The organism is Streptomyces mesophilus (assembly GCF_040300965.1).
In the GTDB taxonomy this organism is placed as follows: Bacteria; Actinomycetota; Actinomycetes; order Streptomycetales; family Streptomycetaceae; genus Streptomyces; species Streptomyces mesophilus_A.
On sequence record NZ_JBEPEW010000045.1, the window covers coordinates 39,529 to 54,106 of the forward strand.

17 protein-coding genes, 5 tRNA genes and 1 pseudogene are annotated in these 14,578 nt (G+C 68.8%); 17 read left to right on the forward strand and 6 right to left on the reverse strand.

Going from position 1 to position 14,578, the window contains the following annotated elements; genetic code table 11:
* The first annotated feature begins 13 nt into the window (after nt 1-13).
* The 5 genes from ABT367_RS18100 (at nt 14) to ABT367_RS18120 (ending at nt 525) form a co-directional block, all read left to right on the forward strand.
* Nucleotides 14-85: transfer RNA gene (locus tag ABT367_RS18100), tRNA-Gln, on the forward strand.
* Nucleotides 86-128: 43 nt separating this feature from the next.
* Nucleotides 129-201 (forward strand) — tRNA-Glu (locus tag ABT367_RS18105).
* 62 nt (nt 202-263) lie between these two features.
* Nucleotides 264-336: transfer RNA gene (locus tag ABT367_RS18110), tRNA-Glu, on the forward strand.
* Between the two features lie 22 nt (nt 337-358).
* A tRNA-Gln gene (locus tag ABT367_RS18115) sits at nt 359-430 on the forward strand.
* Nucleotides 431-452: 22 nt separating this feature from the next.
* A tRNA-Glu gene (locus ABT367_RS18120) sits at nt 453-525 on the forward strand.
* A 94-nt stretch (nt 526-619) separates the two neighbouring features.
* Here the strand turns inward: ABT367_RS18120 and ABT367_RS18125 are convergent.
* A complete protein-coding gene (locus tag ABT367_RS18125; RefSeq protein WP_352254082.1) occupies nt 620-1,261 on the reverse strand; it encodes a MerR family transcriptional regulator in 642 nt (213 codons plus the stop codon).
* Between the two features lie 123 nt (nt 1,262-1,384).
* Between ABT367_RS18125 and ABT367_RS18130 the strand changes: the two genes are divergently transcribed.
* The gene (locus ABT367_RS18130) at nt 1,385-1,870 is read left to right on the forward strand and encodes a DUF4188 domain-containing protein (protein WP_352254083.1); all 486 of its coding nucleotides are present in this window, start codon (nt 1,385-1,387) and stop codon (nt 1,868-1,870) included.
* Nucleotides 1,871-1,986: 116 nt separating this feature from the next.
* Here the strand turns inward: ABT367_RS18130 and ndgR are convergent, their stop codons facing one another.
* Nucleotides 1,987-2,703, reverse strand: coding sequence for an IclR family transcriptional regulator NdgR (gene ndgR, locus ABT367_RS18135; protein ID WP_352254084.1), 717 nt, complete (start codon nt 2,701-2,703; stop codon nt 1,987-1,989).
* A 185-nt stretch (nt 2,704-2,888) separates the two neighbouring features.
* On the opposite strand from ndgR, the gene leuC reads away from it, so the two are divergent.
* The 5 genes from leuC to ABT367_RS18160 all read left to right on the forward strand — a co-directional run bounded on the left by leuC (nt 2,889) and on the right by ABT367_RS18160 (nt 6,625).
* A complete protein-coding gene (leuC, locus tag ABT367_RS18140) occupies nt 2,889-4,322 on the forward strand; it encodes a 3-isopropylmalate dehydratase large subunit (RefSeq protein ID WP_352254085.1) in 1,434 nt (477 codons plus the stop codon).
* A 6-nt stretch (nt 4,323-4,328) separates the two neighbouring features.
* Nucleotides 4,329-4,922, forward strand: a complete 594-nt coding sequence (gene leuD, locus ABT367_RS18145; RefSeq protein WP_352254086.1) for a 3-isopropylmalate dehydratase small subunit — start codon at nt 4,329-4,331, stop codon at nt 4,920-4,922.
* A 251-nt stretch (nt 4,923-5,173) separates the two neighbouring features.
* Nucleotides 5,174-5,419 carry a hypothetical protein gene (locus ABT367_RS18150; RefSeq protein WP_165332571.1) on the forward strand — a complete coding sequence of 82 codons (246 nt, stop codon included), beginning with the start codon at nt 5,174-5,176 and terminating at the stop codon, nt 5,417-5,419.
* 148 nt (nt 5,420-5,567) lie between these two features.
* Nucleotides 5,568-6,230, forward strand: coding sequence for an HU family DNA-binding protein (locus ABT367_RS18155; protein WP_165332572.1), 663 nt, complete (start codon nt 5,568-5,570; stop codon nt 6,228-6,230).
* Between the two features lie 191 nt (nt 6,231-6,421).
* Nucleotides 6,422-6,625, forward strand: coding sequence for a hypothetical protein (locus ABT367_RS18160; protein WP_352254087.1), 204 nt, complete (start codon nt 6,422-6,424; stop codon nt 6,623-6,625).
* Here the strand turns inward: ABT367_RS18160 and cofC are convergent.
* The gene (cofC, locus tag ABT367_RS18165) at nt 6,597-7,265 is read right to left on the reverse strand and encodes a 2-phospho-L-lactate guanylyltransferase (RefSeq protein WP_352254088.1); all 669 of its coding nucleotides are present in this window, start codon (nt 7,263-7,265) and stop codon (nt 6,597-6,599) included. The two genes, ABT367_RS18160 and cofC, sit on opposite strands and share 29 nt — an antisense overlap.
* 170 nt (nt 7,266-7,435) lie before the next feature.
* Between cofC and ABT367_RS18170 the strand changes: the two genes are divergently transcribed.
* From ABT367_RS18170 to ABT367_RS18180, 3 genes are all read left to right on the forward strand, one after another.
* A complete protein-coding gene (locus ABT367_RS18170) occupies nt 7,436-8,194 on the forward strand; it encodes a lysophospholipid acyltransferase family protein (protein ID WP_352254089.1) in 759 nt (252 codons plus the stop codon).
* Nucleotides 8,191-9,201, forward strand: a complete 1,011-nt coding sequence (locus ABT367_RS18175) for an NAD(P)H-dependent glycerol-3-phosphate dehydrogenase (RefSeq protein ID WP_352254090.1) — start codon at nt 8,191-8,193, stop codon at nt 9,199-9,201. The genes ABT367_RS18170 and ABT367_RS18175 overlap by 4 nt, the downstream gene beginning before the upstream one ends.
* A 121-nt stretch (nt 9,202-9,322) precedes the next feature.
* A complete protein-coding gene (locus ABT367_RS18180) occupies nt 9,323-10,495 on the forward strand; it encodes a D-alanine--D-alanine ligase family protein (RefSeq protein ID WP_352254091.1) in 1,173 nt (390 codons plus the stop codon).
* Nucleotides 10,496-10,577: 82 nt separating this feature from the next.
* Here the strand turns inward: ABT367_RS18180 and ABT367_RS18185 are convergent, their stop codons facing one another.
* Complete coding sequence (locus tag ABT367_RS18185; protein ID WP_352254092.1) at nt 10,578-11,060, reverse strand: DUF3515 domain-containing protein; 483 nt, start codon at nt 11,058-11,060, stop codon at nt 10,578-10,580.
* A 20-nt stretch (nt 11,061-11,080) separates the two neighbouring features.
* Nucleotides 11,081-11,314 carry an Lrp/AsnC family transcriptional regulator gene (locus tag ABT367_RS18190; protein ID WP_052579718.1) on the reverse strand — a complete coding sequence of 78 codons (234 nt, stop codon included), beginning with the start codon at nt 11,312-11,314 and terminating at the stop codon, nt 11,081-11,083.
* Nucleotides 11,315-11,562: 248 nt separating this feature from the next.
* Here ABT367_RS18190 and ABT367_RS18195 point away from each other — a divergent pair, with 248 nt between their 5' ends.
* Nucleotides 11,563-12,531 (forward strand): thiamine-phosphate kinase, encoded by a 969-nt coding sequence (locus tag ABT367_RS18195; RefSeq protein WP_352254093.1) that lies wholly within the window; start codon nt 11,563-11,565, stop codon nt 12,529-12,531.
* Nucleotides 12,528-13,334 (forward strand): bifunctional hydroxymethylpyrimidine kinase/phosphomethylpyrimidine kinase, encoded by an 807-nt coding sequence (thiD, locus tag ABT367_RS18200; protein ID WP_352254094.1) that lies wholly within the window; start codon nt 12,528-12,530, stop codon nt 13,332-13,334. The genes ABT367_RS18195 and thiD overlap by 4 nt, the downstream gene beginning before the upstream one ends.
* Before the next feature lie 154 nt (nt 13,335-13,488).
* On the opposite strand, the gene rpmB is transcribed toward thiD, so the two are convergent.
* On the reverse strand, nt 13,489-13,674 hold the full coding sequence (gene rpmB, locus ABT367_RS18205; RefSeq protein ID WP_004924906.1) for a 50S ribosomal protein L28: 186 nt from the start codon (nt 13,672-13,674) through the stop codon (nt 13,489-13,491).
* Between the two features lie 221 nt (nt 13,675-13,895).
* On the opposite strand from rpmB, the pseudogene ABT367_RS18210 reads away from it, so the two are divergent.
* Nucleotides 13,896-14,492 (forward strand): annotated as a pseudogene (locus ABT367_RS18210) (DAK2 domain-containing protein); the annotation flags it as partial.
* Nucleotides 14,493-14,578 lie beyond the last annotated feature (86 nt).

Consider the following 14,578-nt stretch of genomic DNA (forward strand, 5'->3'; position numbering starts at 1 on the left):
GGTTGCGTTTTGTTGGCCTATGGTGTAATTGGCAGCACGACGGTTTCTGGTTCCGTTAGTCTTGGTTCGAGTCCAGGTAGGCCAGCTCGCAGAGCTCATCTGCAACCCGCGGATCATCGATCCGCAAGGCCCCCGTTGTGTAGCGGCCTAGCACGCCGCCCTCTCAAGGCGGTAGCGCCGGTTCGAATCCGGTCGGGGGTACAGATCCTTCCCGTGAGGATAGTGTGGGTAGCTCCCCCTGACCTCAATGCAGGATCGCTAGGGCCCCCGTTGTGTAGCGGCCTAGCACGCCGCCCTCTCAAGGCGGTAGCGCCGGTTCGAATCCGGTCGGGGGTACGCAGGTGGTCTAGACCACCAGTGGGCTATGGTGTAATTGGCAACACGAAGGTTTCTGGTTCCTTTGTTCTAGGTTCGAGTCCTGGTAGCCCAGCGCAGTAACTGCAGTACAGCTGGCCCCCGTTGTGTAGCGGCCTAGCACGCCGCCCTCTCAAGGCGGTAGCGCCGGTTCGAATCCGGTCGGGGGTACGCAGACGAAAGGCCCTCCCTTCGGGGAGGGCCTTTTGCATTCCTCATCGCATTTCATCAATGCGGGCAATTCCCGCAGAATCCGGCTATTCCGCTACGTATTCATGAAGCGGCGCCCTGATTCATCGGTCTCCGCGAGCCGGCGCAGGCTGAGGAGCACCGGTTCATAGAGGACCGTGAGGGCGACCGCCGCCTCCACCCGTTCCTCGTCGGGGAAGCGCGCCACCAAGTCCAGCTCGGTCACCGACAGTTGGGACACCGCGCGGGCGTACGGCAGCAACTCCTCGACCCCGCACGGGTATCCGAGCCGGGTCAGCGCGGCGACCGCGGTGACCAGCGTCCCGTACGACGGTGAACTCGGCCCGGAGCCGCGGGAGTCGTCCCAGTCGAGCCGCTCGAAGAGCTTCGCCACCTCGTGGCGCGCGTGCTCGGTGGCCGGATCGTCCTCGGCGGGCAGGGGTGCGTGGGGGAGTGCCTCGACCGCGACGCCGATCCTGCTGTGCTGGTCGAGGGAGTCGTCGCCGAGCGCGGAGAGCACCTCGCGCGTCGTGCTCACCGGGACGCGGCCCACCTGGATCAGCGCACGGACGAGGCGCAGCCGGCGCAGATGCTCCTCGCCGTACTCGGCCTGGGTGGCGGTGACCCGGCGTCCCGGCTGCAGCAGGCCCTCGCGCAGGTAGTACTTGATCGTGGCCGTCGAGACGCCGCTGCGCTCGCTCAGTTCCGCAAGCTTCATGAAGCCGTCGCACCCTTCCGTAGCCCTTGCCACCCTCCTTGGAGAGTGGCACTATCTAAGCATGGATAGCGGCACTATCCGATGGGTGGTGCCGTAGGGCTTCATCGATGGCAGGGGGATGTCATGAGTACCGAAGTGATCCAGGAGCGCAGGACGGCCGCCGCGGAGGGCGATGTCGTCGTCTTCCTCATCGGTATGCGGATCAACAAGCTGCGCAGGCTCAGGAGTTGGGTTCCGGTCTTCCGTGCGATGCCGCGCATGCTCCGCGAGCTCTCCCAGGACAAGGAGTCCGGGCTGCTCCACTACCGCCTCGTGCTCGGCGGGCCGAGGCTCTTCACCGTCATCCAGTACTGGGAGTCGAAGGAGAAGCTCCTCGCGTACGCGATGGATGCAGGCAAGGAGCACCGGCCGGCCTGGACCGCGTACAACCGCAGTGCGCGCAACGCCGGGGGAGCGGTGGGCATTTGGCACGAGACCTATCTGGTGCCCGAGGGCCGTTACGAGAACGTCTACGTGAACATGCCGGAGTTCGGTCTGGGTGCCGCTTACGGCACTCAGCCGGTCGGCCGTCGCGGGGACCGCGCGGCCGACCGGCTGAAGGTCGCTTGAGGGTTTTCGTCTGGAGAGGTCGTACGGGAAACAAGGGCGCCCCATGGACGGTGGGGCATCAACTCGGAGGGTCCGCCGCGGCGTTGAGGCGGGCCTTCCGTACGTACAGGAGGGGTTCAGCTCGAGCGGCGCAGCGCTTCGGACAGGCGGGCGGCCGCGTCGATGACGGCCTGGGCGTGCATACGGCCCGGGTGGCGGGTCAGGCGCTCGATAGGTCCGGAGACCGAGACGGCCGCGACCACACGGTTGGACGGGCCGCGCACCGGCGCGGAGACCGAGGCGACGCCCGGTTCGCGCTCGCCGATCGACTGGGCCCAGCCCCGGCGCCGTACGCCGGAGAGTGCCGTGGCCGTGAAGCGGGCGCCCTGGAGGCCGCGGTGGAGGCGCTCGGGCTCCTCCCAGGCCATCAGGATCTGCGCGGAGGAGCCGGCCTTCATGGTCAGCGTCGAGCCGACCGGGACGGTGTCCCGCAGACCGGACAGGCGCTCGGCCGCGGCGACGCAGATGCGCATATCGCCCTGGCGGCGGTAGAGCTGGGCGCTCTCGCCCGTCACATCGCGCAGGTGCGTCAGTACCGGCCCCGCGGTCGCGAGCAGGCGGTCCTCACCGGCCGCCGCCGCGAGCTCCGAGAGCCGGGGGCCCAGAATGAAACGGCCCTGCATGTCACGCGCCACCATGCGGTGGTGTTCAAGGGCCACGGCAAGGCGGTGTGCCGTGGGTCGTGCGAGTCCGGTGGCCGCGACCAGCCCTGCGAGGGTGGCCGGACCGGACTCCAGAGCGCTCAAGACCAGAGCCGCCTTGTCGAGAACGCCGACGCCGCTAGAGTTGTCCATGCGTCGATATTCGCGTCTCACTCTGTGAAACGCAAGTTCAAATTTTCCAGGAACTTGCCACCCTGTACGGACGACGGCCCGGAAAGCATGGGTCCGGCGGTGGACGTCCGGTACGTGGGGAACGGACGTAGCCGCCACACATCTCTAGTTGAGCCGGGCGCTGATGGCCGGCCGGAGGGAAAGCGATGGGTAGGACACTCGCGGAGAAGGTCTGGGACGACCACGTCGTCCGGCGCGCCGAGGGCGAGCCCGACCTCCTCTACATCGATCTGCACCTGCTGCATGAGGTGACCAGCCCCCAGGCCTTCGACGGCCTCCGCAAGAGCGGCCGGCAGGTGCGGCGCCTCGACCTCACCATCGCGACCGAGGACCACAACACCCCCACCCTCGACATCGACAAGCCGATCGCCGACCCGGTCTCGCGCGCGCAGCTGGAGACGCTGCGCAAGAACTGCGCGGACTTCGGCGTACGGCTGCACTCGCTCGGCGATGTCGAGCAGGGCGTCGTCCACGTCGTGGGACCGCAGCTGGGCCTGACCCAGCCGGGCACCACAGTCGTCTGCGGCGACTCGCACACCTCCACCCACGGAGCCTTCGGCGCCCTGGCGTTCGGCATCGGCACCTCGCAGGTCGAGCACGTGCTCGCCACGCAGACGCTGCCGCTCGCCCGCCCCAAGACCATGGCCATCACGGTCGAGGGCGACGAACTGCCCGAGGGTGTCTCCGCGAAGGACCTGATCCTCGCCATCATCACGAAGATCGGCACCGGCGGCGGCCAGGGCTACATCCTCGAATACCGCGGCCCCGCCATCGAGAAGCTCTCGATGGAAGCCCGCATGACCATCTGCAACATGTCGATCGAGGCCGGTGCCCGCGCGGGCATGATCGCCCCCGACGAGACCACCTTCGAGTACATCAAGGGCCGCGCCCACGCCCCCGAGGGCGAGGACTGGGACGCCGCCGTCGCGTACTGGAAGACCCTGAAGACCGATGAGGACGCGGTGTTCGACGCCGAGGTCGTCATCAAGGCCGAGGAACTCGCGCCGTTCGTCACCTGGGGCACCAACCCCGGCCAGGGTGCGCCCCTGTCGGCGAACGTCCCCGATCCTGCTTCGTACGAAGACGCTTCGGAGCGCCACGCGGCCGAAAAGGCCCTGGAGTACATGGGTCTGGAGGCCGGACAGGCGCTGCGGGACATCAAAGTCGACACCGTCTTCGTCGGTTCCTGCACCAACGGCCGTATCGAGGACCTGCGTGCCGCGGCCGCGATCGTCGAGGGCCGCAAAATCGCCGACGGCGTACGGATGCTGGTCGTCCCGGGCTCGGCGCGCGTGGGTCTGCAGGCCGTATCCGAGGGCCTGGACAAGGTGTTCAAGGAAGCCGGCGCCGAATGGCGGCACGCGGGCTGCTCGATGTGTCTGGGCATGAACCCGGACCAACTCGCCCCCGGCGAGCGCTCCGCGTCCACCTCCAACCGCAACTTCGAGGGCCGGCAGGGCAAGGGCGGCCGCACCCACCTGGTCTCGCCCCAGGTCGCCGCCGCCACCGCGGTTCTGGGCCATCTGGCCTCGCCCGCCGACCTGTCCGAAGCCGACGCCCGTACGCCCGCTGGAGTCTGATCAGCCATGGAAGCTTTCACCACGCACACCGGCCGGGCCGTACCGCTGCGCCGCAGCAACGTCGACACCGACCAGATCATCCCCGCGCACTGGCTGAAGAAGGTCACGCGCGACGGGTTCGAGGACGGCCTGTTCGAGGCCTGGCGCAAGGACCCGGAGTTCATCCTCAACAAGGAGGAGCGCGAGGGCGCCACGGTTCTGGTGGCCGGACCCGACTTCGGCACCGGTTCCTCCCGTGAACACGCCGTCTGGGCCCTGCAGAACTACGGCTTCAAGACGGTCATCTCCTCCCGCTTCGCCGACATCTTCCGCGGCAACTCGCTGAAGAACGGCCTCCTGACCGTCGTACTCGACCAGAAGGTCGTGGACGCGCTGTGGGAGCTCACGGAGGCCGACCCGACGGCCGAGATCACCGTGGACCTGCAGGAACGCCAGGTGCGCGCCGAGGGAATCACCGCCGACTTCGAGTTGGACGAGAACGCCCGCTGGCGGCTCCTGAACGGCCTCGACGACATCAGCATCACGCTGCAGAACGAGCCCGACATCGCGGCCTACGAGTCGGGTCGCCCCGCCTACAAGCCGCGCACCGTCCAGGTGTGATGCGCCATTCGGGCAAGTGAGCCCGGCAACTTTTGCGAACCGCGGTCTGCGTGCAGGCCGCGGTTCGGCGTTTTGGGCCGCGGGGGCCTCAAATCCTCCTGGGCGACGGCGAGTTGGCAGCTCCGACCGGACGCGCCACGGGGCCTGCGCGAGGAGCGACTTCAGGCCTCCGGCCGCCCCGAAATCCCCTTCTGCGCGGCACGCTGAGGCCTCGTGAGGCGACAACTCAGGCCAGATGGCACAATCGGTGCATGGAACGCGAACGCCAACTCGAGCTCTACGGCGAGGTCGCGGACCAGCTGAAAGAGGCGCACCGCAAGGTGCGTGAACTGCAAGTACCGGAGAGCGTACGGATGGCGCTGACCCGGAAGCTGCTGGTCATTACGGCCGCGGCCAAACACGATCTCGTCGATGCGGCAAGACGCCTTGGGCAGTTCATGGACGAGCTGGACGCAAGGGCCTTATCCGATGGCGGATCCACGGACGGAACTCCTTGAAGCCCCCAGTTTGCTGAGGTTGAAGCCCCAGTTCGCTGCGGCACGTGGGTGATTCGCCCGTTTCGTGTTTGATTTGCGGTATATATCTGCCTAACGTGCGAAAAAGCCAGAACAGATTCGTTCCGGCGATGTCTCCGAAGGGGAAGACGTGAACAAGGCGCAGCTCGTAGAAACGATTGCCGACAAGGTCGGTGGGCGTCAGCAGGCCTCCGACGCCGTCGACGCCGTACTGGACGCCATCGTCCGTGCCGTTGTCAGCGGTGACCGCGTTTCGGTCACGGGCTTCGGCTCGTTCGAGAAGGTCGACCGCCCGGCCCGTTACGCCCGCAACCCGCAGACGGGTGAGCGCGTGCGGGTCAAGAAGACCTCGGTGCCGCGTTTCCGCGCGGGCCAGGGCTTCAAGGACCTCGTGAGCGGCTCCAAGAAGCTCCCGAAGAACGACGTGGCGGTCAAGAAGGCGCCCAAGGGCAGCCTGTCCGGCGGCGCTTCCGCGACGGTCAAGAAGGCCGCTGCCAAGAAGGCCACCACCGCCAAGAAGGCGGCCGCGAAGAAGACCACCGCCAAGAAGACGGTCGCGAAGAAGACGACCGCCAAGAAGGCGACGGCGAAGAAGACCACGGCCAAGAAGGCGACTCCGGCCGCCAAGAAGGCCACGGCCAAGAAGACCACCGCCAAGAAGGCGGCCCCGGCCAAGAAGGCGACGGCGAAGAAGACCGCCCCCGCCAAGAAGGCCACGGCGAAGAAGGCGCCCGCCAAGAAGTCGACGGCGCGCAAGACCACCGCCAAGAAGGCCACCGCCAGGAAGAAGTGACGCTGGGGGCGCTGGGGGCGCTGGGGGCGACGAATAGGAGTCCCCAGAAACCCCGGGACACCTTCGCCCCAAGCCGACACCCACCTCGCAAGGCTCACTCACGCGCCGGGCCGGTCCCCTTACCGGGGGACCGGCCCGCGGTGCGTTCCGCCAGGTTCAAGTGCCCCTGGGGTGCCCGATACGCTGCGGGCATGCAGGCCACCGCGTACACGTACGATCCCCAGTCCCGCAGCGGCAGTGTCCTCCTCGACGACGGCACTCCCGTCGAGTTCGCCGCCGAGGCCTTCGACGCCGGTGGTCTGCGGCTGCTCCGGCCCGGTCAGCGGGTGCGTATCGAGGTGGCGGGCGAAGGCGAGGACCGGCGGATCACGCTGGTGACTCTGCAGACCTTCTGAACATCTCGGCGCTGCGCGGCCCGAGGCCCAGACGGTGTGCGGCCTGCAGGTCCTCCCAGGTGTCCACGTCCTGACGGACGCTCTCGACGCCGGCCAGGGTGAGTTCGACCGCCCCGGACGCCGTATGGCGGGCGCGTGAGGCGCCGCCGAAGGCCGGGGCGAGTTCCGTTCCGGGAGACGCCGAGAGCAGTGTCGTACCGATTCCGGCGGCATCCGCGAGAAATGCGCGCGGAAATTGCGCCGCATTGTCGAGTACGGCGGTCAATTCGGCCGGGCGCAGTGCCGGCAGATCGGCGTTGAGCGCGGCGATCGCGGCTTCGGGCCGCAGGGCACGTACGGCCTGCTCCCCGTGCCTGAGGGCGGCGTTCAGGCCGGTGCCGGGTTCGTCGCGCACGATCCGGGCGCCCAGGGCCGAGAGTTCCCGTCCGGCCAGCTCGTCGTCCGTGACGACCACCACATCCCGTACGGCAGGGCAGGCCGCCGCGGCCGCCACGGTGTCCTGGGCGAATGCCAGGGCCAGTGAAGGGCGCAGCGGCGCCACCGCCGGCTCCACGAGCCTGCTTTTGGCCCGCGCCAAGGGCTTCAGGGGTATGACCAGGGTCCACGCGAGCGGCGTGGGCCTGCCGTTGTCGGTGCGCATCGCGCCCATTCTGGCCCGGCGTCCGCCGGAGCGGGCCCCGAGGGGCCCATGCAGGAGCGGTGCGTCCGCAGGCGTGGGCGTACGGTGTTCTCGACAGACCGGGGACCTGGGGCGACACTTGTGCGGCCGCCCACCCAGCCACACACAGGTCCGTAGAGGAAGGTGTCCGAGTGCCCCGCCGCAGAATCGGCTTCTGGTACCGCCTTGCGGCGGTCATCGCCAAACCGCCGCTGATTGTTCTCCTCAAGCGGGACTGGCGCGGGATGGAACACATTCCGGCCGAGGGCGGATTTATCACTGCGGTGAACCACAATTCTCATGTGGATCCATTCGCATACGCCCACTTTCAGTACAACACCGGACGTGTGCCCCGTTTCCTCGCCAAGCACGGGCTTTTCAAGACCGGTTTTGTCGGCATGATGATGCGGGGCACCGGGCAGATCCCCGTCTACCGCGAGTCCACGGATGCGCTGAGCGCGTTTCGCGCCGCCATCGAGGCGGTCGAGCGCGGGGAATGCGTCGCGTTCTACCCGGAGGGCACGCTCACCCGTGACCCCGACCTGTGGCCGATGGTCGCGAAGACCGGTGCCGCACGGGTCGCGCTGCAGACCAAGTGCCCGGTGATTCCCGTCGCGCAGTGGGGCGCCAACGAACTGCTCGCGCCGTATGCGAAGAAGCCCGACCTCTTCCCGCGCAAGACCAGTCATGTGCTCGCCGGCCCCCCGGTGGACCTTTCGGCGTTCTACGACCGGGAGATGACCCCCGAACTCCTGCAGGAGGCAACGGAGGTCATCATGCGCCACGTCACCGCCCTGCTCGAGGAGCTGCGCGGTGAGAAGGCTCCCGACAAGCCGTACGACCCGCGTCTGGCGCGGATCGAGCAGCGGCGCAAGCTGGCCGAACGTGAAGGTGAGGAAGAGAAGAAGTGACTGCACCGGTGAAGGCGGCCGTCTTCGGTACGGGTTCGTGGGGGACGGCCTTCGCGATGGTGCTCGCGGACGCGGGCTGCGAGGTGACGCTCTGGGGCCGCAGGCCCGAGCTCGCCGAGGCCATCAACTCCACGCGCAGGAACCCCGACTACCTCCCGGACGTCGAGCTCCCCGACCGGGTGAGGGCGACGACGGACGCCGCCGAAGCCGCGGCCGGCGCCGACTTCACGGTGCTCGCGGTTCCCTCGCAGACCCTGCGTGCCAACCTCACGCAGTGGGCGCCCCTGCTCGCCCCCGACACCGTGCTCGTCTCGCTCATGAAGGGCGTCGAACTCGGCACCGCGATGCGCATGAGCGAGGTCATCGCGGACGTCACCGAGGTGCCCGCCGACCGGATCGCCATCGTCACGGGACCCAACCTCGCCCGCGAGATCGCCGCACGACAGCCCGCCGCCGCGGTCGTCGCCTGCAGCGACGAAGCCGTGGCCAAGCGACTGCAGTCCGCCTGCCACACCCCGTACTTCCGCCCGTACACCGAGACCGACGTCGTCGGCTGCGAACTCGGCGGCGCCGTCAAGAACGTGATCGGTCTCGCCGTCGGCATCGCGGACGGCATGGGCCTGGGCGACAACACCAAGGGATCGCTGATCACCCGTGGTCTGGCCGAGACGGCACGGCTCGGGCTCGCCATGGGCGCCGACCCGCTCACGTTCTCCGGACTCGCGGGCCTCGGCGACCTGGTGGCCACCTGCTCCTCGCCGCTGTCCCGCAACCACACCTTCGGTACGAACCTCGGCAAGGGCATGACCCTGGAGGAGACCATCGCGGTCACCAAGCAGACCGCCGAAGGCGTCAAGTCCTGTGAATCCGTGGCCGATCTGGCCCGGCGGCACGGCGTGGAGATGCCGATCACGGACACCGTGGTGGACATCGTGCACAACGGGAAGCCGCCGCTGGTCGCAGTCAAGGAACTCATGTCGCGCAGCGCGAAGGCCGAGCGTCACTGACCGGTACGCCGCCGACGCCACTGACCGTCATGTCATAGCGGTGTCACGGTCCGTGACACCCGCCGGACCTGCGCGCCGGGGCTCCCAGGGGCGCGGTCACGCAAGGTAGTCTCGACGCGATATGAGCAGCGAGACCACCTCCCAGAGCCCTGTGCCCGCGCCTTCCGGCGGGAACGTACGCAAGCCGCGTGTGGCCGTCGTGTTCGGCGGACGCAGCTCCGAGCACGGCATCTCGGTCGTCACGGCCGGCGCGGTCCTGAACGCCATCGACCGCACCAAGTACGACGTGCTGCCGATCGGCATCACCTCGGACGGCCGTTGGATGCTGACCGCCGACGAGCCCGAGCGGATGGCGATCGCCGACCGCAAGGTGCCGACCGTCGAGCAGGTCGCGGAGAACAGCGAGGGCGGCGTCATCCTGCCGGTCGACCCCGCCAACCGCGAGGTCGTCTACACCGAGCCGGGCACCGTGCCCAAGGCGCTCGGCGAGGTCGACGTGGTCTTCCCGATGCTGCACGGCCCGTACGGCGAGGACGGCACCCTCCAGGGACTGCTCGAACTCTCCGGAACGCCCTATGTGGGCTCGGGAGTTCTGGCCTCCGCGGTCGGTCAGGACAAGGAGTACATGAAGCGCGTCTTCACCTCCTTCGGGCTGCCCGTCGGCCCGTACCTGGTGATCCGCCCGCGCGAGTGGGAGGCCGACCGGGCCGACGCCCGTCAGAAGATCGCCGAATTCGCCGGTGAGCACGGCTGGCCGCTCTTCATCAAGCCGGCCCGCGCCGGCTCCTCCTTCGGCATCACCAAGGTCGACTCCTTCGACGGCCTGGACGAGGCCATCGAGGAGGCGCGGCGCCACGACCCGAAGTTCCTCGTGGAGGCACTGCTCCGGGGCCGCGAGATCGAGTGCGGCGTCCTGGAGTTCGAGGACGGGCCGCGCGCGAGCCTGCCCGCCGAGATCCCGCCGGTCACCGACCACGAGTTCTACGACTTCGAGGCCAAGTACATCGACTCGGCCTCCGGCATCGTGCCCGCGCCGCTGACTCCCGAGCAGACCGCCGAGGTGCAGCGCCTCGCGGTCGCGGCCTTCGACGCGGCCAGCTGCGAGGGTCTGGTGCGCGCGGACTTCTTCCTCACCGAGGACGGCGAGTTCGTGATCAACGAGATCAATACGATGCCGGGCTTCACGCCCATCTCCATGTACCCGCGCATGTGGCAGGAGAGCGGCGTCTCGTACCCGGAACTGGTGGACCGCCTGGTGCAGGCGGCGCTGCGGCGGTCGACCGGGCTGCGCTAGGAGCGGCCGCGTACCGCGAAAGCCGGACCCCTTTCGTACGGGGTCCGGCTTTTCCATGCGTGCAACTGTCTGCGTACGGGGATCAGGTCGCGATGCCTTCGGGCACCGTCTTCTTGATCACGCGCCCGAGGTCCACGAGCGAGCCCGCACCCTGCTTCGCGTGCTCCTTGCTGATGGTGACCTCGACGTAGGCCTCGCGCAGTGCGCTCGTAAAACGGTACGAACCGTCCCCCGGCTCCTCGACGAGCCAGCCGAGCCCGTCCACCGTGGTGGACGGCGGGTTCTTCTCCAGCATCTTCGGGGGCTGCGGAACTCCGCAGCGCAGTATGATCGCCGAGCCTCCCCACCCCGCGGTGAACTCCGAGCTCGGCTCGGGATCACTCCGGTCGAGGCCGTCCAGCTGCTCGGGCAGTGCCTCGTGCAGTTTCCGGCAGTGGCCGGACGTCCGGGAGTCGGGGGAGGGAACCGCAGCCGTCACCGTGTCGTCCGTCCATGAGCAGCCTGTGGCGAGCAGCAGCACGCCGAGGGTGGGGAGCTGGACGAGCCGGTGACGGAAAAAGTTCACCGGCCAAGCGTAAACGGGGGCTACAAGTGCACGACCGGGCAGGTCAGAGTGCGGGTGATGCCGTCCACTTGCTGGACTTTGGCGACCACCATGCGACCGAGGTCGTCGACCGTGTCCGCCTGAGCGCGCACGATGACATCGTAGGGACCGGTGACGTCCTCGGCCTGGATCACTCCCGGGATCTTGCCGATCAGATCGGCGACGGTCGACGCCTTGCCGACCTCGGTCTGGATCAGGATGTACGCCTGTACCACGGAACCTCCAGGGCGGCCACGAGGATCATCGCGGGGATCGCGGGGATCATGCGGGGAGAAAGGACGCCACGGTATCGCGTTGCCGCATCCCACGGGGAGACCCGCGGGGCCGCAGGTACGTACGCCGGGGCGTATGCAGCTGCGCGTGCCTCGGCGTGCGCGCATAAGAAGTTGACGTATTCGTTGACGGTACCCGCGGCCGATCGGCCCCGCTACCGCAAGGGCACTGGCGCAGAAAGGGCGATGGGATGAAGGGCACCGTGGGGGAGCTCGGCGAGTTCGGGCTCATCAGAGAGCTCACCTCCCGGCTCACGACGACTCCGGCGGTCAGGATCGGCCCCGGCGACGACGCCGCGGTCGTGTCCGCGCCGGACCGCAGGGTCGTGGCGAGCACCGACATCCTGCTCGAGGGACGGCACTTCCGCCGCGACTGGTCCACGGCGTACGACGTCGGCCGCAAGGCGGCCGCGCAGAACCTCGCCGATATCGCCGCGATGGGCGCCGTACCGACCGCGCTGCTTCTCGGACTTGTGGTGCCCGCGGATCTCCCGGTCACGTGGGCAACGGAGTTGATGGACGGACTGCGCGACGAAGCTCAGGTCGCGGGCGCGGCCGTCGTGGGCGGCGATGTGGTCCGTGGCGACACGATCACCGTGGCCATCACGGCACTTGGCGATCTGCGCAACCACGATCCGGTGACCCGCGGCGGTGCACAGGCCGGCGATGTCGTCGCGTACACGGGCTGGCTCGGCTGGTCGGCCGCAGGACACGCGGTGCTTTCGCGGGGCTTCCGTTCGCCGCGCGCGTTCGTCGAGGCGCACCGCCGGCCGGAGCCGCCGTACCACGCGGGCCCCGCGGCGGCCGGTCTCGGGGCGACCGCGATGGCGGACGTCAGTGACGGTCTGATCGCCGACCTCGGCCATATCGCCGAGGCCAGCAAGGTCCGTATCGACATCAAGTCCGGTGCGATGGACGTGCCTTCGCAGATGAACGACATCGGACAGGCCGTCGGCGTGGACCCCTTGCAGTGGGTGCTCAACGGCGGCGAGGACCACGCGATCGTGGCGACCTTCCCCCCGGACGTGAAGCTCCCGGCCCGCTGGAAGGTCATCGGCGAGGTCCTCAACCCCTCCGCGCTGCCCCATGTGACGGTCGACGGCGCGCCCTGGACCAGCAAGGGCGGTTGGGACCACTTCGGCGGGGACATCGAGTCGTGAGTGCCGCAGCGATACGCCCGCCCCTGGTGCTCACCGTGGCCGGTTCGGACTCCGGCGGCGGCGCCGGCATCCAGGCGGACCTCAAGACGATGCTGGCGCTCGGCACGCACGGCATGAGCGTGCTCACCGCGGTCACCGCGCAGAACTCGGTGGGCGTCCAGGGCGTTTGGGAACTTCCGGTCGAGGCGGTACGCGCCCAGTACCGCAGCGTGGCCGACGACATCGGCGTACAGGCCGTGAAGACCGGGATGCTGGCCTCGGCCGAACTGGTCGAGACGGTCGCCGAGTTGCTGGCCGGCACGGACGCACCGACGGTGGTCGACCCTGTCGGGGTCTCCAAGCACGGTGACTCGCTGCTCGCCCAGGCGGCGCTCGATTCCGTACGCACGAAGCTGCTGCCGGTCGCGACGGTCGCCACCCCGAACCTGGACGAGGTGGCTCAGCTCACAGGTGTACGGGTGTCGGCGGAGGCAGACCTCAGGCGGGCCGCCGCGGCGCTCCTGGAGTTCGGACCGCGTTGGGCGCTGATCAAGGGCGGCCATCTGCCGGGGGAGGCGGTCGATCTGCTGACCGACGGGTCCGAGGAGTTCTGGCTGCGCGCCCCGCGCCACGACAACCGCCACACCCACGGCACCGGCTGCACCCTGGCCAGCGCGATCGCCTCGGGGCTCGCGAAGGGGCTCGAGGTCCCTGAGGCGGTCCGGCAGGCGAAGGACTACGTCACGGGCGCGATCGCGGCCGGGTTCGCGCTCGGTGCGGGCATCGGGCCGGTCGACCATGCGTGGGCGATGCGGAAGCCATGACCCGGATACGTGAAGGGGGCCCGAGCGGATGAGCTCGGGCCCCCTTCACGTATCCGCTCACGGAGATCACTCCCCGCGGCACGGAAAAGCAAGAAGCCGGCCCGCCCGAAGGCGAACCGGCTCTGCAGCAACCAGCTAGGTGGCCGCGCTGCGATTAGCGCGAGACCTTGCCGGCCTTGATGCACGAGGTGCAAGCGTTCACGCGCTTCGGCGTCCCGCCGACCACGGTACGAACGCGCTGGATGTTCGGGTTCCAGCGGCGCGGCGTACGGCGGTGCGAGTGCGAGATGTTGTTGCCGAAGCCCGGGCCCTTGCCACAGACGTCGCAGTTGGCAGCCACGGGTCACTCCAAAGACTTCAGATGCTCTTACGGTTGAAACCCGGCATGCCGAGTCGAGTTCCGTAAAGGATCTGAGTGGCTTGCCAGGGAATGGCCCGATCCGAATCGGGCAACCGAAGCAGCATACATCGGCTGCGTCGGTACAAGAAAACTACCATGTCCGGCCCACCCCCAGCTCCGGGCCCTGGTCCGCTGCGGCACCGGTCAGCACTAGTCTGCGAATGATCCCGCTGCTCACAGGAGGCACAGTGCCGCAGACCCCCGACGCACTCGTGGTGCGCGGCTGGTGCGGACTCGCGCTGGACGCTCTCGGGCGGGCCCGCGAGGAGATCGACGCCATCAACGTCTATCCGGTGGCCGACTCGGACACGGGCACGAACCTCTATCTGACGGTGGAATCGGCGGCCCGCGCGGTGGAGGCGATCTTCGCCGCGCACGAGGCGGCCGACTCCCCTGACGGCCCGTCGCTCGCCGAGGCGGTACGGGCGATGGCGCACGGTGCGCTGATCGGGGCGCGGGGCAATTCGGGGACGATCCTGGCGCAGCTGCTTCGGGGGATGTCCCAGGTGCTCGCGGGGGAGGGTGACCTTTCTCACGAGGCGTCCGGGCCGGCTGAGCGGGAGGCTTCCGAGCCGACCGGGCGGGAGGCTTCCGAGCCGACCGGGCGGGAGGCTTCCGAGCCGACCGGGCAGGAGGCCTCCGAGCTGCGGGCCCGGCGTCTGAAGAAGGCGCTCGGCCATGCCGCGGCATCCGGGTACCAGGCGGTGGCCCACCCCGTGGAGGGCACGGTCCTCTCCGTGGCGACGGCCGCCGCCGATGATTGGTACGCCACGCTACGGGTGATCAAACCCGCCGGGGCCGCGGAGACGTAGGCAGGCTGGGGGTGGTCACCCGTGCCCTGGCG